Below are 15104 nucleotides of genomic sequence, written 5' to 3' on the forward strand. Positions count from 1 at the left end.
CCGGGGTTTTCGGCGACAGCCATCCCGGATCGAGAGGATAGGGTTCCCTAAATCGATTTCTCGATCAACCCCGTTATTGGGCCGCTACCATCCCTCCAGCACAATCTTGCCGCGCGATTTGCCGCTTTCCAGAAGCGCATGCGCGCGTTTCAGATTGGCCGCGTTGATGGTGCCAAAGGTCTGGTCGAGGGTGGTGCGCAGCACGCCCTTGTCGATCAGGTCCGCCACGTCGTTGAGCAGATGATGCTGAGCGATCATGTCAGCCGTCTGGAACGACGATCGCGTGAACATCGATTCCCAGTGGATCGAGACCGCCTTGCCCTTGAAGGCAGAGACGGTGAATTCCGGGGGGTCGTCGATCAGGCCGAACTTGCCTTGCGGCGCGATGAAGTCCGCGATCGCCTTGTAGTGGTGGTCGGTGAAGGTGAGGCTCGCGACGAGGCCTACCGGCGGCACTTTCAGCTTCTCGATCTGCTCTTTCATCGGTTTGGAATGGTCGATCACGGCGTGCGCGCCGAGGTCGAGGCACCATTTTTGCGACTCCGGGCGCGTGGCGGTGGCGACCACCGTCAGGCCGGTGAGGCGGCGTGCGAGCTGGATCAGGATCGAGCCAACGCCACCGGCGCCGCCGGTAATCAGTAGCGTGCGCGGATCGACGCTCTTGCCCGGTATGGCGTCGAGCCGGTCGAACAGCAATTCCCATGCGGTGATTGATGTCAGCGGCAGCGCGGCGGCCTGCGCGAACGATAGCGATTTCGGCTTGCGGCCGACGATCCGCTCGTCAACCAGATGAAATTCCGCGTTCGTGCCCTGGCGCAGGATCGAGCCGGCGTAGAACACTTCGTCGCCCGGCTTGAACAGGGTCACGTCGGGGCCGACGGCGTCGACGATGCCGGCGGCGTCATAGCCCAGGATTTTGGTCTCGCCCTCGGGCGGGGCGGCGCGCTTGCGGACCTTGTAGTCGACCGGGTTGGCCGAGATCGCCTTGACGGCGACTCTGACGTCGCGGCCCTTCGGCTCCGGTTTGGCGGTTTCGAAATCGATCAGCGAATCCGCGTCCTCGATGGGAAGCGATTTTCGGTATCCGACGGCCTTCATGCCCGTTTCTCCTGCCTTGCTTGAGCGTTGGTTGCTTAACTGTCGCGCTGGCATCAACTTGGCAAGTACTGTAAATTCGGGGAACTAGTCCCTGTTTGGATACTATTGGAAAATGGCCCAGGAAACGGAATGAAACGTCGGAATTTTGCCCACCGGCCCGGCTGCGCGGTCGAGGCGACGCTCGACCTGATCGACGGCAAGTGGAAGGGCGTCATCCTGTTCCATCTCCAGGCCGGCACCCAGCGCTTTGGGGAGTTGCGGCGGCGGATGCCGGGGATTACCCAGCGCATGCTGACCAAGCAGCTTCGGGCCCTTGAGGACGACAAGCTCGTGATCCGCAAGGTCTATGCCGAGGTGCCGCCACGGGTCGAATACACGCTGTCGGACATTGGCGAGAGCCTGCGGCCGGTGATCGAGACGCTGCGGGCGTGGGGCGAGGGCCATCAGGAAAGGCTTTCCTGTGCGCCGGCGCCGGACGCCGTCAAAACGCCCGATCGCGCGGCCTAGCTGCCGGTATTGCGTCCACTTTATCTTCTCTCGTTGCCGCCTCGCATCTATATGTGTGGCGCCAAATTCCAGGATTTTCGCATGAATTTGATCCGCTCCTTCGCCCTGCTGCTGGTCTCCGCAGCCGTTGCAACGCCTGCGCTGGCGCAGGACCGGCGCGTGCCGTCCTCGGGCGCCGAGCTACGGCTGTCCTACGCGCCGATCGTGCAGCGTGCGCAGCCGGCGGTGGTGAACGTCTATGCCGCCAAGACCGTGCAGAACCGCAATCCGCTGCTGGACGACCCGGTCTTCCGCCGCTTCTTCGGCGTCCCTGGCCAGCAACCCGAGCAGATGCAGCGCTCGCTCGGATCGGGCGTGATGGTCGACCCGGTGGGACTCGTGGTCACCAACAACCACGTCATCGAGGGCGCCGATCAGGTCAAGATCTCGCTCGCGGACAAGCGCGAGTTCGAGGCCGAGATCGTGCTCAAGGATAGCCGCACGGATCTGGCCGTGCTGCGCGTGAAGGACGGAAAAGAGAAATTCGCCACGCTCGACTTCGCCAATTCCGATGAACTGCTGGTCGGCGACGTCGTGCTCGCGATCGGCAACCCCTTCGGCGTCGGCCAGACCGTGACCCACGGCATCGTCTCGGCGCTGGCCCGCACCAAGGTCGGCATCACCGACTACCAGTTCTTCATCCAGACCGATGCTGCGATCAATCCCGGCAATTCCGGCGGCGCGCTGGTCGACATGACGGGCAAGCTCGTCGGCATCAACACCGCGATCTTCTCGCGCTCCGGGGGGTCGCAGGGCATCGGCTTTGCGATCCCGGCCAACATGGTGCGCGTGGTCGTGGCGTCCGCCAAGAGCGGCGGCAAGGCCGTCAAGCGGCCGTGGCTCGGTGCAAAGCTGCAGGCGGTGACGCCCGAAATCGCCGAGACGCTCGGACTGAAACTGCCGAATGGCGCACTGGTCGCCAATGTCGCGCCGAACAGTCCGGCGGCGCGCGCCGGCCTGAAGGCGTCCGATCTGATCGTTGCGATCGAAGGGCAGACGATCGACGACCCCAATGCGTTCGATTATCGCTTCGCCACGCGGCAGTTGGGCGGTGCTGCGCAGATCGACGTGCAGCGCGCCGGAAAGACCGTCAAGGTCACGGTGCCGCTGGAGACCGCTCCCGACACCAACCGCGACGAGATCGTTCTCACCGCGCGCTCGCCGTTCCAGGGCGCCAAGGTCGCCAACATCTCGCCGGCGGTCGCCGATGAACTGCATCTGGATTCCCAGACCGAAGGCGTCGTGGTGGTTGACCTCACCGACGGCGGCACCGCCGCCAGCGTCGGCTTCCAGAAGGGCGACATCATCCTGGCGGTCAACAACCAGAAGATTGCTAAGACCAGCGATCTCGACAAGGCTTCAAAAGCGTCGTCCAGGCTCTGGCGCATCGTCGTGGTGCGTGGCGGCCAGCAGATCAACGTGACGCTCGGCGGATGAGCCCGAAACAACCGCGCGAGGCGACCAATCTCTTTGCCGCGGCAGGGATGGAACAGGACGCGCCGCGTCCGTTGCCCGATCGATTGCGCCCGCAGTCGCTGTCGGATGTCGTCGGGCAGGATCACATCCTCGGTCCCGACGGCGCGCTGACGCGCATGCTGGAGACGCGCACGCTGGGCTCGCTGGTGTTCTGGGGACCTCCCGGCACCGGCAAGACCACGGTGGCGCGGCTGTTGGCCGACGCCACCGAACTGCATTTCGAGCAGATTTCCGCGGTGTTTTCCGGCGTCGCCGATTTGAAAAAAGTGTTCGACGCGGCGCGCGCCCGGCGCGAGATGGGCAAGGGCACACTGCTGTTCGTCGACGAGGTGCATCGCTTCAACCGCGCGCAGCAGGACTCGTTTCTGCCCGTGATGGAAGACGGCACCGTGGTGCTGGTCGGCGCCACCACGGAAAACCCGTCGTTCGAACTCAACGCCGCGCTTTTGTCGCGGGCGCGGGTGCTGGTGTTTCATTCGCTCGATGCTGCCGCGATCGAAAAACTGTTTGCGCATGCCGAAAAGGTCGAGGGCAGAAAACTGCCGCTCGATCCGGAAGCGCGCGCCGTGTTGGTGCGCATGGCCGATGGCGACGGCCGCGCTTCGCTGACCTTGGTCGAAGAGGTCTGGCGCGCCGCGCGCAAGGACGAAATCTTCAACGCCGCGCAGTTGCAGGAAATTTTGCAGCGCCGCGCGCCGATCTACGACAAGTCCGCCGACGGCCATTACAACCTGATCTCGGCGCTGCATAAATCGGTGCGCGGCTCCGATCCCGATGCGGCGCTGTATTACCTCGCGCGCATGCTGGACGCTGGCGAGGACCCGCTGTTCCTGGCGCGGCGCGTGGTGCGGATGGCGGTCGAGGACATCGGCTTGGCCGATCCGCAGGCGCTGGTGATCTGCAACGCCGCCAAGGATGCCTTTGACTTTCTTGGGTCGCCCGAGGGCGAACTCGCGATCGCGCAGGCCGTGATCTATATCGCCACCGCGCCGAAATCGAACGCCGCCTACAAGGCCTTCAAGGCGGCGATGCGCACGGCGAAGGAGGGCGGTTCGCTGCTGCCGCCCAAGCATATTCTGAATTCACCGACCAAGCTGATGAAGTCGGAAGGTTATGGTTCCGGTTACGAATACGACCACGACGCGCCGGACGCCTTCTCCGGGCAGGACTACTTTCCAGAGGCGCTCGGGCGGCAAACCTTCTACGATCCGCCCGACCGCGGGTTTGAACGCGAAATCCGCAGGCGACTGGATTATTGGGCTAAGCTGCGCAAGGAACGTGAACGCGAATGAGCAGGTTCAAGAACTATCTCAAACAAACCATTCGGGCTGTCGCTTTCGTGACGCTGGCGTGGACGCTTCCTGCAGCCGCGGAGACCGTCGAGGTGGCGCCGGGCGTGCAAGTGACGAAGCGGACCTATACGGCGCCGGTCAACGAGCAGCCCTTCTTCGGATTTACGGCCAAAAGTGCGGAGCAGAAAGCCGAGGATGAGAAGTTCGTAAGCGCCATGATCGGCGCCACCGGGTCGCGCGAAAAGGCTTTCGAAGAAGCAACCAAGCGCGCCTGGATAGCGATACAGGGCGGCAAGGTACGGGAAGCCGCGCTCCGGTTTAATCAGGCGTTTCTCGTTTCACCTGAACAGAGCAGCGTCTATCATGGGTTTGCGATAATTGCCCAAGCTCGCTTCAGTGATTTCGATGCCGCCGACGAACTGTTCAAGATCGCGCTCAAGCAGCCTAATCCGGTGAAGGCGCTCAAGGCCGACTATGGCCGCCTGCTCTTGATCGCCAAGCGGCCGCGCGATGCGCAGGAGGTGCTGGACCAGGCAGTCAAGGAGGCCCCTGACTTCAGCGATGCCTGGACCAATCTCGCCTGGGCCAGGTTCCAGAACGGAGATCCGGCGGCGGCCTGCGCCGCAGCGGAGGAGGCCGCCAAAAAGCGTCCGTCGAACAACTCCATCAGCGACCTGACCGCGGTGAGAAACGCGGCGCAGTGCAAATAGTGTCCGAGGCTCGCTCGCCATAGCGTGAGCGGGAGCGCCAGGGCGACCCCGCTCTGTACTGTCAGCCTGCCTTTGCCGGTGAGCCCTCGCGCATCCAGCCGAGGATGGCTTGGAGCCTTGCGACCACATCTCTGGTTTCCAGGACTTGCTGCATCCTGTCGATTCCGACTTCCATCAGCTGAACCACGACATCGGCGAGCACGCCCGGTTCGCTGGCGTAACGGTATAGCGACTGCGGCGGCGCGGTATTGGTGAAGCCCTGATACGCCTCAAAGATTTCGCGCGTGAGCATGAACGCCTCTGCGTCCAGGCCGCGTGTCTCTTCGATCGGCGCAACTTCGGCCGCCAGAAAATCCCCGTCGACCGGTCGCACGATGGCGGTTCGTTCGGAACAGGAAACCTTCACGCGAAGGTCTCCGTGCGGCATCTCCGCGCGATGGATGATCTCGGCGAGCACGCCGACCGAATGAAGCGCGTTGAAGTCCGGGTCATCGTCGTCCGGCCGCTTCTGGGTGACGACCAGAATCCGTCCGCCATCGGCGGCAGCGCTCTCGATCGCACGTCGCGTCTTCTCGCGCCCGACAAAGATCGGCGAAATCAGTTGCGGAAAGAACACGACGTCCCGCATCGGCGCTACCGGAATCACGGTTCCGGCGCTTCGCGATCGGGCCCGCAATTTGGCGTCTTGAATGGAAACGGGTTGGCTCGATTGAATGGCCGCCGACAGCACGTTCCAATCGTGAAAGCCCAAGGTCCTCGCGACGAGTTCGAGGCTTTCGCTGTGGCTGACGGAGATTGATTTGACTTTCAGCGCCTCGCGCAGCGTCTGCGCCATGGCCTTGGCATCGCGGAAATCACGCATGGGATAACCTCTGCTTCAGGCGAACGAGAATTGGTCAGATGCTTGCGTTACTGACTCGTTCGCCGGGCAAAGGAGGCCGGGAGCGGCTCGATACATTCGCCAAACCCAAAGGGTGCAAGCAGCGGGTCGTATCCACCCGATAAAAATATGCACGGTGCCTGTGGCGCTGTCAACGTGTGTCGCCGGTCTTCACACGCGTTCGAGAACTACCGGCTATTTGCCCGCTTTAACGAAATCGAGGATTTCATCAGTCAGCCGCGTGTCGGCGGTGTTGATCGAATACACCTCCGACATGTGGCTGTGCTGCGGCAGCAGCAAAGTGCGGGCGCATCCGCTGGCCCGTTTACAACTCGCCTGCTTCGCGAGATCGAATTGCAGCACGAAGCCCTCGGGGTCCAGTTCGGCGGCAGCCATCATCAGCGGGATTTCGGTTGTCGCCAAACCGGACAGCGAGGATCGTTCGGCGTAGCGCACGGGATCGTCGCCGAAATAGGCGCGCTGGGTATCGGCGAGCGGCGTCGCGGTCAGGTCGTAAATGCCGGAGACCATGATTGCGCCGGCGAGCCCACCGCCTTTCACCTTGTGAAATTCGGGATGCGATACATAGTTTGCGACGTGAACCGCGCCCGCGGAGTGCCCCATCAGATAGATGCGCGCAGGATTGCCGCCGCGCTCGCCGATCTTGGCTGTGACCCACTGAACCGCGGTGGCCATATCCTCAGCGCCGGCCGGCCAGGGCGCCAGGGGCGCGAGGCAGTAGGTGACGTTGACGCCGACAAAGCCGTTCTTTGCCGCCCACAGCATGATGTTGTCATAGAACGGACTGGTCGGTGTTGTCCGCTTGTTGCCGCCCACGAACGCGCCGCCATGGACGAAGATCAGCACCGGCCGGGGAGGTGCAGCCGTCTCCGGCAAGAAGATGTCGAGCAGGTTGCGGTCGGCTGGACCGTATTTGACGTCCCGCTCGACCTTGACGCCTTGATACGGCTCTTTTTCCTGCAGCGGCGCGTAGAGTTCGACGGTCTTCGGCGGATCGATGACGCGGCCGAGTTCCAGGAGCTTCCAGGCGAGATCCTCCGACATCGGGGATTGCTGCGCCCATGCCGCGCTCGCGAGCAGGGCCGCAACAATGGTCAAAGCCGATCTTGTTAGGCCCATCCGGTCCCCCGTTTCCTGGCGATTTGACCTAACATGGCCGATCCCGCGTGGAATTGCATCGATTTCACCGTGACGATTCGCGGCATTTGCGCTACCCAACCGCTTAACTCCGGAGCCGCAACAACCATGAGCCGACGCGTCAAGAGACCTCTCCGCCCAGCGGGCGATCGTCCGAAGGGCGCGCGGCCCTATCGGGGCTCGGCAGCCGAGCGGCCGCAGTCGTTTCGTCCGGGCGGCAAGCCGCCGGCGCGGTTTCCGACCTCGCCGCCACGTGCGGCGAAGCCTTTTGTGCCTGAGCCGGAGAAGGTCGCGCCCGAGCCGCCGCCGTTGCCCACCAAGGTTCAGACCGTGATCGTCACCGCCGACGAGAACAACATGCGCGTCGACCGTTTCCTCGAGGCGCGCTTTCCCGGCCTGTCGTTCTCCCACATCCAGCGCATCGTCCGGAAGGGCGAGCTGCGCGTCAACGGCAAGCGTGCCGACAGCAAGGACCGGATCGAGGAGGGGCAGAGCATTCGGATTCCGCCACTCAAACTCGATACGCCGAAAGGCGCGGGTCAGCTCTCGGAAGCTGCAACCAAGACGCTGCAAGCCATCAAGGACATGATCATCTTCGAGGACGCCGATGTCATGGTGCTGAACAAGCCGGCGGGGCTTGCGGTGCAGGGCGGCTCCGGCATCACGCGAAATGTCGACGACATGCTGGAAGTGATGCGCGATGCCAAGGGGCAGAAGCCGCGGCTGGTGCACCGGCTGGATCGGGAAACGTCGGGCTGTCTGCTGATCGCAAAGACCCGCTTTGCCGCAACCGCTCTGACCGGCTCGTTCCGCCATCGCTCGGCGCGCAAAATCTACTGGGCGCTGGTGGCCGGCGTGCCGAAGCCGAAGCAGGGCCGCATCTCGACCTACCTCGCCAAGGAAGAGAGCGAGGACGACAGCATCATGCGCGTCGCCAAGCATGGCGATGAAGGCGCGAGCCACGCGGTGACCTACTATGCCGTGGTCGAAACCTCCGCCCAAAAACTCGCCTGGGTGTCGCTGAAGCCGGTCACCGGGCGAACCCATCAATTGCGTGCCCATATGGCGCATATCGATCACGCCATCGTCGGCGATCCCAAATATTTCAACAAGGAGAACTGGGAGCTGCCCGGCGGCCTGCAGAACCGGCTGCATCTGTTGGCGCGGCGGATCGTGATCCCGCACCCGCGCGGCGGCGTCATCGATGCCACCGCGCCGCTGCCGCCGCACATGCTGCAATCCTGGAACCTGCTGGGATTGGAGGCCGACCGGTTCGATCCGATCGAGAACGCGCCGGAGGAGTGACACGGCCATCCAGCGCCGTCGGTTGCGCAACAACTGTCAAACCGGCAGCGCACGCATCGGGTATTGTTCGGCAGTGTTATCCAATTGAGGACTCCGCATGATTGGAAATCTGCTCCGCACCGCGCTTTGCCTTCTTGCGGCGGCCGCAGGCATCGGCGCTACGGCCAACGCGCAGACCCTCGCGCTTGTGGGCGGCAAGGTTTACGCGTCGCCTGACGCCATTCCGCTCGACGACGCCGTCGTCGTCACATCCAATGGCGTCATTGCCGCGATCGGCAGCCGCAGCGACGTGCAAATTCCTGCCGATGCGCGGGCCATTGACTGCACCGGAAAGACCGTCGTTGCCGGTTTCTGGAACAGCCACGTCCATTTCACGCAAGCGGTATGGAAAAACGCTGGATCCGCTCCCGCCGCACCGCTGCAGGAGCATATGCGGGAGATGCTGACGCGGTGGGGCTTCACCACCGTTTGGGACGTCGGCTCCGACCCCAGCGATACCTTGCCGTTGCGACGGCGGATCAACGCGGGCGAGGTGCCGGGCCCGGACATCCATGCTGCGGGCAGCATCTTTCCGAAAGGCGGCCATCCCGCCTATCTGCCGCCGGAGATGCAACTCCCCGAAGCCGCCACGCCCGACGAAGCCGCACAAATGACGCGCGGCTATCTGCGGGCTGGCCTGGACGGCATGAAACTGTTCACCGGCTCCTTCAAGGGCTCCGGCAAGCCGGTCGTGAACATGGATCCGGCCATCGCCAAGGCGGCGGTCGATCTGGCGCATGCCGCGGGCAAGCCGGTGTTCGCCCATCCGCAAAACATGGCGGGTGTGGACGCCGTGATCGCGGCCGGCGTCGACATCATGGCTCACACGGTGGCCGGTGAGCCGGTCTATTCGCCCGATCAACTCGCGCGGTTCAAGCAGCAGGGCATTGCCCTGATTCCGACGCTGTCGCTGTTTGCAAAGCTCCCGGTCGGGCCCGATATCGCTTCGCGCCTCGTTGCAACGACTGTCGCTCAGGTCAAGGCGTTCTCCGACAATGGCAGTCCGGTCCTGTTCGGCACCGATGTCGGCTTCACCACGATCTATGACACCACGCTCGAATATGAGTTGATGCATCGCGCGCTGTCCGCGCGCCAAATCCTGGCGTCGCTGACAACCAACCCCGCGCAATATTTCAAGGCCGCGAAGAAGGGCCGGGTCGAGAAGGGGTTTGACGCCGACGTCGTGGTGCTCGATGGCGATCCCACAGCCGATGCCACCAACCTCGCCAAAGTTGCGTACACGATCCGGGGCGGCAAGGTGATCTATCAAAAACCCTGACGTCGGTGGAACCCGGTATCCGCGGTTGCCGCCAGAACCAGCGATGTCGCCGCAACTTCCTCATCGGCTTTATTTGCATCCACCGTTATCGTATTGTCAGACCTGAATTTATCACCGCCTGCGGAAGCCGATACGAGATGCGTGAACTCTTCGATGAAGTCGCCGGACATTCGCCGCTCGATCCGGAGGAGGCGGTGCGACGCGCCACGCGCGTTCCCCAGCGCAAGCGCTTCTACAAGGAGGCCGGCATCGCGCCAGCCGATGGCGGGTTTTTCGTCACGCTGGACGGCAAGCCGATTCGCACGCCTTCAGGCCGCCAGGTCGTCGCGCCGGCCAGCTCCATCGCGGAAGCTATCGCCGCCGAATGGAATGCGCAAAGCGAGACCATCAATCCCCTGACCATGCCGCTGACGCGCTTTGCCAACAGCGTCGCCGAGGTGACCGATCGCGTCGATGCCGTGGCCGACGATGTCGCAAAGTATCTCGGCTCGGATCTGCTGTTCTATCGCGCCGGCCATCCCGAGGCGCTGGTCGCCCGGGAAGCCGCGCATTGGGACCCGGTGCTGTCCTGGGCCGCGAATGAACTCGGGGCCCATTTCATCCTGTCCGAGGGGATCGTGTATGTCGCCCAGCCGGCGCAGGCGATCAGCGCGGCCCGAGGCGTGTTTCCGGCCGACCCCTGGTCCGTGGCCGCGCTCCACGTGGTGACGACGCTCACGGGCTCGGCGCTGCTGGCGCTGGCGCTGCTGCACGGCGTCCGCGACCCCGATCAGGTCTGGACCGCCGCCCATGTCGATGAGGACTGGAACGCCGAAAAATGGGGCGTGGACGAGGAGGTGGCGGCCCGCCGTGCCGCCCGGCTGGTCGATTTCCGGGCCGCGGTGACCATTTTGGACGCCCTGAAGGCCTGAAGCCCGCATCGGTTAAGGAGAGGTTTACGACGCCGGGTTAGCCTCTAGCCTGGCCGAGACCTCAAACCATGGCGATTTCGATCAATCCCGTTCTCCCGGTGCTATCAGCCCAAGAGGCTGGCGGCATTGCGCCCGAACTCGTGCTGCAGCCGGGGAGCGTGGTCAACGCGCAGGTCCTGAAAGTGCTGTCCGCCGATCTGGTGCGGATTGCGATCGCCAGCCTCTCGATCGACGTGGCCACGGAAATCCCGCTGCAGCAGGGCCAGAACCTGCAGCTTGCGGTAACGCAGACCAAGGACGGCATTCGCCTCGCCATGGTCGGGCAGGGCGGCGATGTCGCGGCCGATGCCGTGACGCTTTCACCCGATGCGCTGGCCGATGTGGCCGTCAATCGGCCGGCCGTCGTGTCACCGAAGAACATGCTGACGCCGCTGGAGCGCGTAGCCATCTCCGCCGCCGCGCAAGCCGCGGTCACCGAACAGGACAGCCTGGCGCCGTTGTTCGCCAATCTCGGCGCGGCGGTTTCCTCCAGCAATCTGCCGCCGAAATTGCAAGCCGCGATCGCGCAGGTGCTGGCGCAACAGACCAGCCTCGATCAGAACCTCGACGGCGGCGACATCAAGACGGCGTTCCAGAAGTCCGGAATCTTCCTCGAGGCGTCGCTGGCGGCGGGCTCAGTCCCCCCAAGCGGCGTGCCTGATCTCAAGGCCGCGCTGATCGTGCTTCGTCAGACGCTGCAGTCGGCGCTCGGCTTCAATTCGACGGTCGCGACCCCGGCGGGCTCGACAGGAGCACAGCAAGCCGCATTGCCACAGGCCGCCGCCGCGAGCCTTGCGCCGTCTTCGTCTCCCACTCTCGATGTCCAGGAAATCCTGCTGCCGCAGGCGCGTTTGGTGGTCGCCGAAAATCTGGCGCTGGCCGGCCAGGCCGCGCGCAGTCCGCTTGCGGCTGCACTCAACGCCGGACCTTCGGCTGGTGCGACCTTGAACCTGCTGCAGGAAGCGCTGCAGGAGCTTGGCAACCCCGCGCGCGCGGCCGCCACGTCGAAAGACGTTCGTGGCGCGGACGCGACCTTTCACACCAGCACGCCGCCGCCGCCCATCCGCGGCGCGCTGCCGGCCGCGCAGCCCATCGCGCAGCCGACCATCGCGCCGCATGCGCCGCTCGAGGCAACCGCGCATCACCTGCTTGATGACACCGATGCCGCCATCGCACGGCAGACCCTGTTGCAGGTGGCATCCTTGCCGGATCGTATCGACACTTCGGCGCCGAAGGCCGACATGAATGTGCCGCGCTGGAATTTTGAAATTCCCTTCGCGACGCCGCAGGGCACGGCAATGGCGCAGTTCGAGATTTCCCGCGATGGCGCCGAGCAGGAAGTCGAGGCCGCCAAGCGGGTGTGGCGGGCGCGATTTTCGCTCGACGTCGAGCCGGCCGGTCCGGTTCACGCGCTGATCTCGCTGGCAGGCGAAAAGACCTCGGTGCGGATCTGGGCGGAACGGCCCGCGACGGCAGAGCAATTGCGCGCCGGCGCATCCGACCTGAGCCAGGCGCTCAGCCGGGCAGAATTGCAGCCCGGCGATATCGTGATCCGCGACGGCGCACCGACACAGGCCGAGCCTGCCGCCCGTGCCGGCCATTTTCTGGACCGCGCGCTATGAGCGTCGAGACCAGGAGCAAGCTTGCGGTCGCGCTGCATTATGACAAGACCGGCGCCCCGCGGGTCGTGGCGAAGGGCAAGGGCGTCATCGGCGCGAAGATCATCGAACTCGCCCGGGAACATGACATCCCGATCGAGGAGAACGAGGTGCTGGCAGGCGCCTTGTCCCATGTCGACATCGGCGACGAAATTCCGCCGGACCTCTACAAGGCGGTCGCCGAAGTGCTGGTCTTCGTGCTGCGGCTGTCGGGCCGGATACGGTGATTGCGTTTTCAGGCGAAAGGCTGCCCCGGGCTTGATCCGGGGGTGGATTCCGGTTCGCGTGAAGAAAACGCGTCAGACGAAAAGTCCCCTTGTCATTGTTTTACCACGATGTCGTCAGCATCGTTTCTGCATTCCTCAACCAGCTCGGATACAACCGTGATCAATCGTCGCCATGCGCTCGGCCTCCTGGCCGCCACCAGCCTGTTCCCCGCGCGCAGTTTCGCCAATGTCTCCTACCAGCGCAGCGAATTTCGCGACGATCTGGCCAAGCGCTTTTTCGATCTCGGCACGACAGGCACCTTCGTCGCCTACAAGGTGGACGATTACCTGATCATCGCCAGCGACAAGGTGCGCTCAGGCGAGGGCAGGCTGCCGGCCTCGACCTTCAAGATTCCGAATTCGATCATCGCGCTGGAGACTGGCGTCGTCGAGGACCCCGACAAGGACGTCTTCAAGTGGGACGGCGTGACGCGCAGCATCGAGCCCTGGAACAAGGACCACACGCTGCGTTCGGCGATCGCGGTGTCCGCCGTGCCGGTCTATCAGGAAATCGCCCGGCGCATCGGGGCCGAGCGCATGCAGAAATATGTCGACCTGTTCGACTACGGCAACCGCGACATCGGCGGCGGCATCGACCAGTTCTGGCTGACCGGCAATTTGCGCATCGATCCCGTTCAGCAGATCGATTTCCTCGACCGGCTGCGGCGCGGCGTGCTGCCGGTCTCCAAGCGCAGCCAGGAACTGACGCGCGATATTCTCACCGTGACGAAGGTCGGCGACGCCACCATCCGCACCAAGAGCGGCCTGCTGGGCGCGGAAGCGGGCAAGCCGTCATTGGGCTGGATGGTCGGCTGGGTGGAGAAGGGCTCTTCCGCCACCGTGTTCGCCATGAACATGGACTGCAAGGAGCAAAGCCAAATCGCCGCGCGCATGACGGTGGTGCAGCAATGCCTCGCCGACATCGTGGCATATTAACGAGACGTAACTTGACGAGATAGCTTGCGCCCGCGCAGGTTGAGGTTGGCATGAGCCCGGCCGGCATCGGTGTCGGGGCAGGGACGGCAAACGGAGCTTTGCATGCTGCATCGCCGCTCGGTTCTGCTCGCAGGCCCGGCGCTGCTGCTTGCGCGGGGAAGGGTGCAGGCCCAGTCAATGCAAGCCCCGTCGATGCAAGCCCCGTCAATGCCCGTGCAAAACCTCGCCGCCATCCTGAAAGAGCGCGTCGATATCGCCCGCGACACGATGGGGCTGGTCGCCGCGTCGATCGACAGCGGCCAGCGCAGCGTCACCGTCTATGGGCAGTCCGGCTCCGATCGCCCGCTCGATGCCGACACGGTGTTCGAGATCGGCTCGATCACAAAAGTGCTCACCTCGCTATTGTTGGCCGACATGGTGCTGCGGGGCGAGGTGGCCGCGGACGATCCTGCATCGAAATTTCTGCCCGCCAGCGTCAGGATGCCGGATTTCGAGGGCGCGCCGATTACGCTGCTGGACCTGGCGACCTACACGTCGGGCCTGCCGCGGATGCCGTCGAATTTCGCGCCAAAAGACTGGGGCAATCCTTACATCGATTACACGGCCGAGCGGCTCTACGACTACCTGTCGAACCACAAGCTCGGCTTCAAGCCGGGCAAGCACTTCGAATATTCCAATCTCGGCTTCGGCCTGCTGGGCCATATCCTCGAGCTGCGCGCCGGCAGGAGCTATGAGGAACTCGTTGTTTCGCGCATCTGCGCGCCGCTTGGCATGGACGACACCCGCATCACCCTCACAGATTCGATGAAACAGCGGCTGGCGCAGGGCCACAACGCTGGCCTCGCGCCGGTCCCGAATTGGGATTTTCTGGCGCTTGCGGGTGCCGGCGCGTTTCGTTCAACGGCCAACGACCTGTTGAAGTTTCTTCAGATGTGCCTCGATGCCCCCGATACGCCGGTCGCCGCCGCGCTGAAGATGACGCTTTCCGAGCGCCGCCCGCGGATGGATCAGCGCGACGTGGCGCTCGGTTGGTTCGTCTCCTCACGGTTCGGCGACGAACTGATCTGGAAGAGTGGCGGCACCGGCGGCTATGCGACCTTCATCGGCTACTCGACCAAGACCCGGCGAAACTGCATCCTGCTCTCCAATGCGGCCGACTATGACGCCCATATCGCACTTGGCACGCATCTCGTGAACGCGGCATACCCGCCCCCAAAACTTCGCCGCGAGGTGCCGGTCGATCCGGCGGTGCTCGCGACCTATGCCGGCCGCTACGAAATATCGCCGACCTTCATCCTGACGGTGCGCCCCGATGGCAAGCGCCTGTACATTCAGGCGACGGCGCAGCCCGAGTTCGAGGCCTATGCCGAGAGCGAGACCGAGTTTTTCTATCGCGTGGTCGATGCCCAGGTCAGCTTTGCCCGGCCTGAAGGCGGCATGGCGCCATCGCTGACGCTGCATCAGAACGGCAAGGACATGCCGGGCAAGCGGCTGCCGTAGGCCTGTGACCG

General features: G+C 64.1%; 14 protein-coding genes. 11 read left to right on the top strand and 3 right to left on the bottom strand.

The features are described 5' to 3' along the window. Positions 1–84 precede the first annotated feature (84 nt). Positions 85–1098: a zinc-binding alcohol dehydrogenase family protein gene (locus KIP88_RS27235; protein WP_214491150.1), complete on the bottom strand. Its 1014-nt coding sequence runs from the start codon at positions 1096–1098 to the stop codon at positions 85–87. Positions 1099–1227: 129 nt separating this feature from the next. Between KIP88_RS27235 and KIP88_RS27240 the strand changes: the two genes are divergently transcribed. The 4 genes from KIP88_RS27240 to KIP88_RS27255 all read left to right on the top strand — a co-directional run bounded on the left by KIP88_RS27240 (position 1228) and on the right by KIP88_RS27255 (position 5122). Then, positions 1228–1605, top strand: coding sequence for a helix-turn-helix domain-containing protein (locus KIP88_RS27240; protein ID WP_108518138.1), 378 nt, complete (start codon positions 1228–1230; stop codon positions 1603–1605). An 81-nt stretch (positions 1606–1686) separates the two neighbouring features. Beyond that, positions 1687–3081 carry a DegQ family serine endoprotease gene (locus tag KIP88_RS27245; RefSeq protein WP_214491151.1) on the top strand — a complete coding sequence of 465 codons (1395 nt, stop codon included), beginning with the start codon at positions 1687–1689 and terminating at the stop codon, positions 3079–3081. After that, positions 3078–4412, top strand: coding sequence for a replication-associated recombination protein A (locus KIP88_RS27250; RefSeq protein ID WP_214491152.1), 1335 nt, complete (start codon positions 3078–3080; stop codon positions 4410–4412). The genes KIP88_RS27245 and KIP88_RS27250 overlap by 4 nt, the downstream gene beginning before the upstream one ends. Beyond that, positions 4409–5122 carry a M48 family metallopeptidase gene (locus KIP88_RS27255; RefSeq protein ID WP_214491153.1) on the top strand — a complete coding sequence of 238 codons (714 nt, stop codon included), beginning with the start codon at positions 4409–4411 and terminating at the stop codon, positions 5120–5122. The genes KIP88_RS27250 and KIP88_RS27255 overlap by 4 nt, the downstream gene beginning before the upstream one ends. Before the next feature lie 61 nt (positions 5123–5183). On the opposite strand, the gene KIP88_RS27260 is transcribed toward KIP88_RS27255, so the two are convergent. Together KIP88_RS27260 and KIP88_RS27265 are read right to left on the bottom strand one after the other, a co-directional pair. Further along, positions 5184–5984: an LON peptidase substrate-binding domain-containing protein gene (locus KIP88_RS27260; RefSeq protein WP_214491154.1), complete on the bottom strand. Its 801-nt coding sequence runs from the start codon at positions 5982–5984 to the stop codon at positions 5184–5186. Between the two features lie 213 nt (positions 5985–6197). Then, positions 6198–7121: an alpha/beta hydrolase gene (locus KIP88_RS27265; protein ID WP_249791051.1), complete on the bottom strand. Its 924-nt coding sequence runs from the start codon at positions 7119–7121 to the stop codon at positions 6198–6200. A 147-nt stretch (positions 7122–7268) separates the two neighbouring features. Here KIP88_RS27265 and KIP88_RS27270 point away from each other — a divergent pair, with 147 nt between their 5' ends. The 7 genes from KIP88_RS27270 (at position 7269) to KIP88_RS27300 (ending at position 15093) form a co-directional block, all read left to right on the top strand. Further along, positions 7269–8465 carry an RluA family pseudouridine synthase gene (locus KIP88_RS27270; RefSeq protein ID WP_214491156.1) on the top strand — a complete coding sequence of 399 codons (1197 nt, stop codon included), beginning with the start codon at positions 7269–7271 and terminating at the stop codon, positions 8463–8465. A 97-nt stretch (positions 8466–8562) separates the two neighbouring features. Next, the gene (locus tag KIP88_RS27275; RefSeq protein WP_214491157.1) at positions 8563–9783 is read left to right on the top strand and encodes an amidohydrolase family protein; all 1221 of its coding nucleotides are present in this window, start codon (positions 8563–8565) and stop codon (positions 9781–9783) included. Between the two features lie 137 nt (positions 9784–9920). Further along, on the top strand, positions 9921–10694 hold the full coding sequence (locus tag KIP88_RS27280) for an ATP12 family chaperone protein (protein ID WP_214491158.1): 774 nt from the start codon (positions 9921–9923) through the stop codon (positions 10692–10694). 68 nt (positions 10695–10762) lie between these two features. Continuing rightward, positions 10763–12355: a flagellar hook-length control protein FliK gene (locus tag KIP88_RS27285; protein ID WP_214491159.1), complete on the top strand. Its 1593-nt coding sequence runs from the start codon at positions 10763–10765 to the stop codon at positions 12353–12355. Further along, positions 12352–12618, top strand: coding sequence for an EscU/YscU/HrcU family type III secretion system export apparatus switch protein (locus KIP88_RS27290; protein ID WP_214491160.1), 267 nt, complete (start codon positions 12352–12354; stop codon positions 12616–12618). The genes KIP88_RS27285 and KIP88_RS27290 overlap by 4 nt, the downstream gene beginning before the upstream one ends. 156 nt (positions 12619–12774) lie before the next feature. After that, positions 12775–13593 carry a class D beta-lactamase gene (gene blaOXA / locus KIP88_RS27295; protein WP_214491161.1) on the top strand — a complete coding sequence of 273 codons (819 nt, stop codon included), beginning with the start codon at positions 12775–12777 and terminating at the stop codon, positions 13591–13593. A gap of 207 nt (positions 13594–13800) precedes the next feature. After that, positions 13801–15093, top strand: a complete 1293-nt coding sequence (locus KIP88_RS27300) for a serine hydrolase (RefSeq protein WP_214491162.1) — start codon at positions 13801–13803, stop codon at positions 15091–15093. Positions 15094–15104 lie beyond the last annotated feature (11 nt).

This window comes from Bradyrhizobium sp. SRL28, assembly GCF_018596315.1.
Taxonomy (GTDB): Bacteria; Pseudomonadota; Alphaproteobacteria; order Rhizobiales; family Xanthobacteraceae; genus Bradyrhizobium.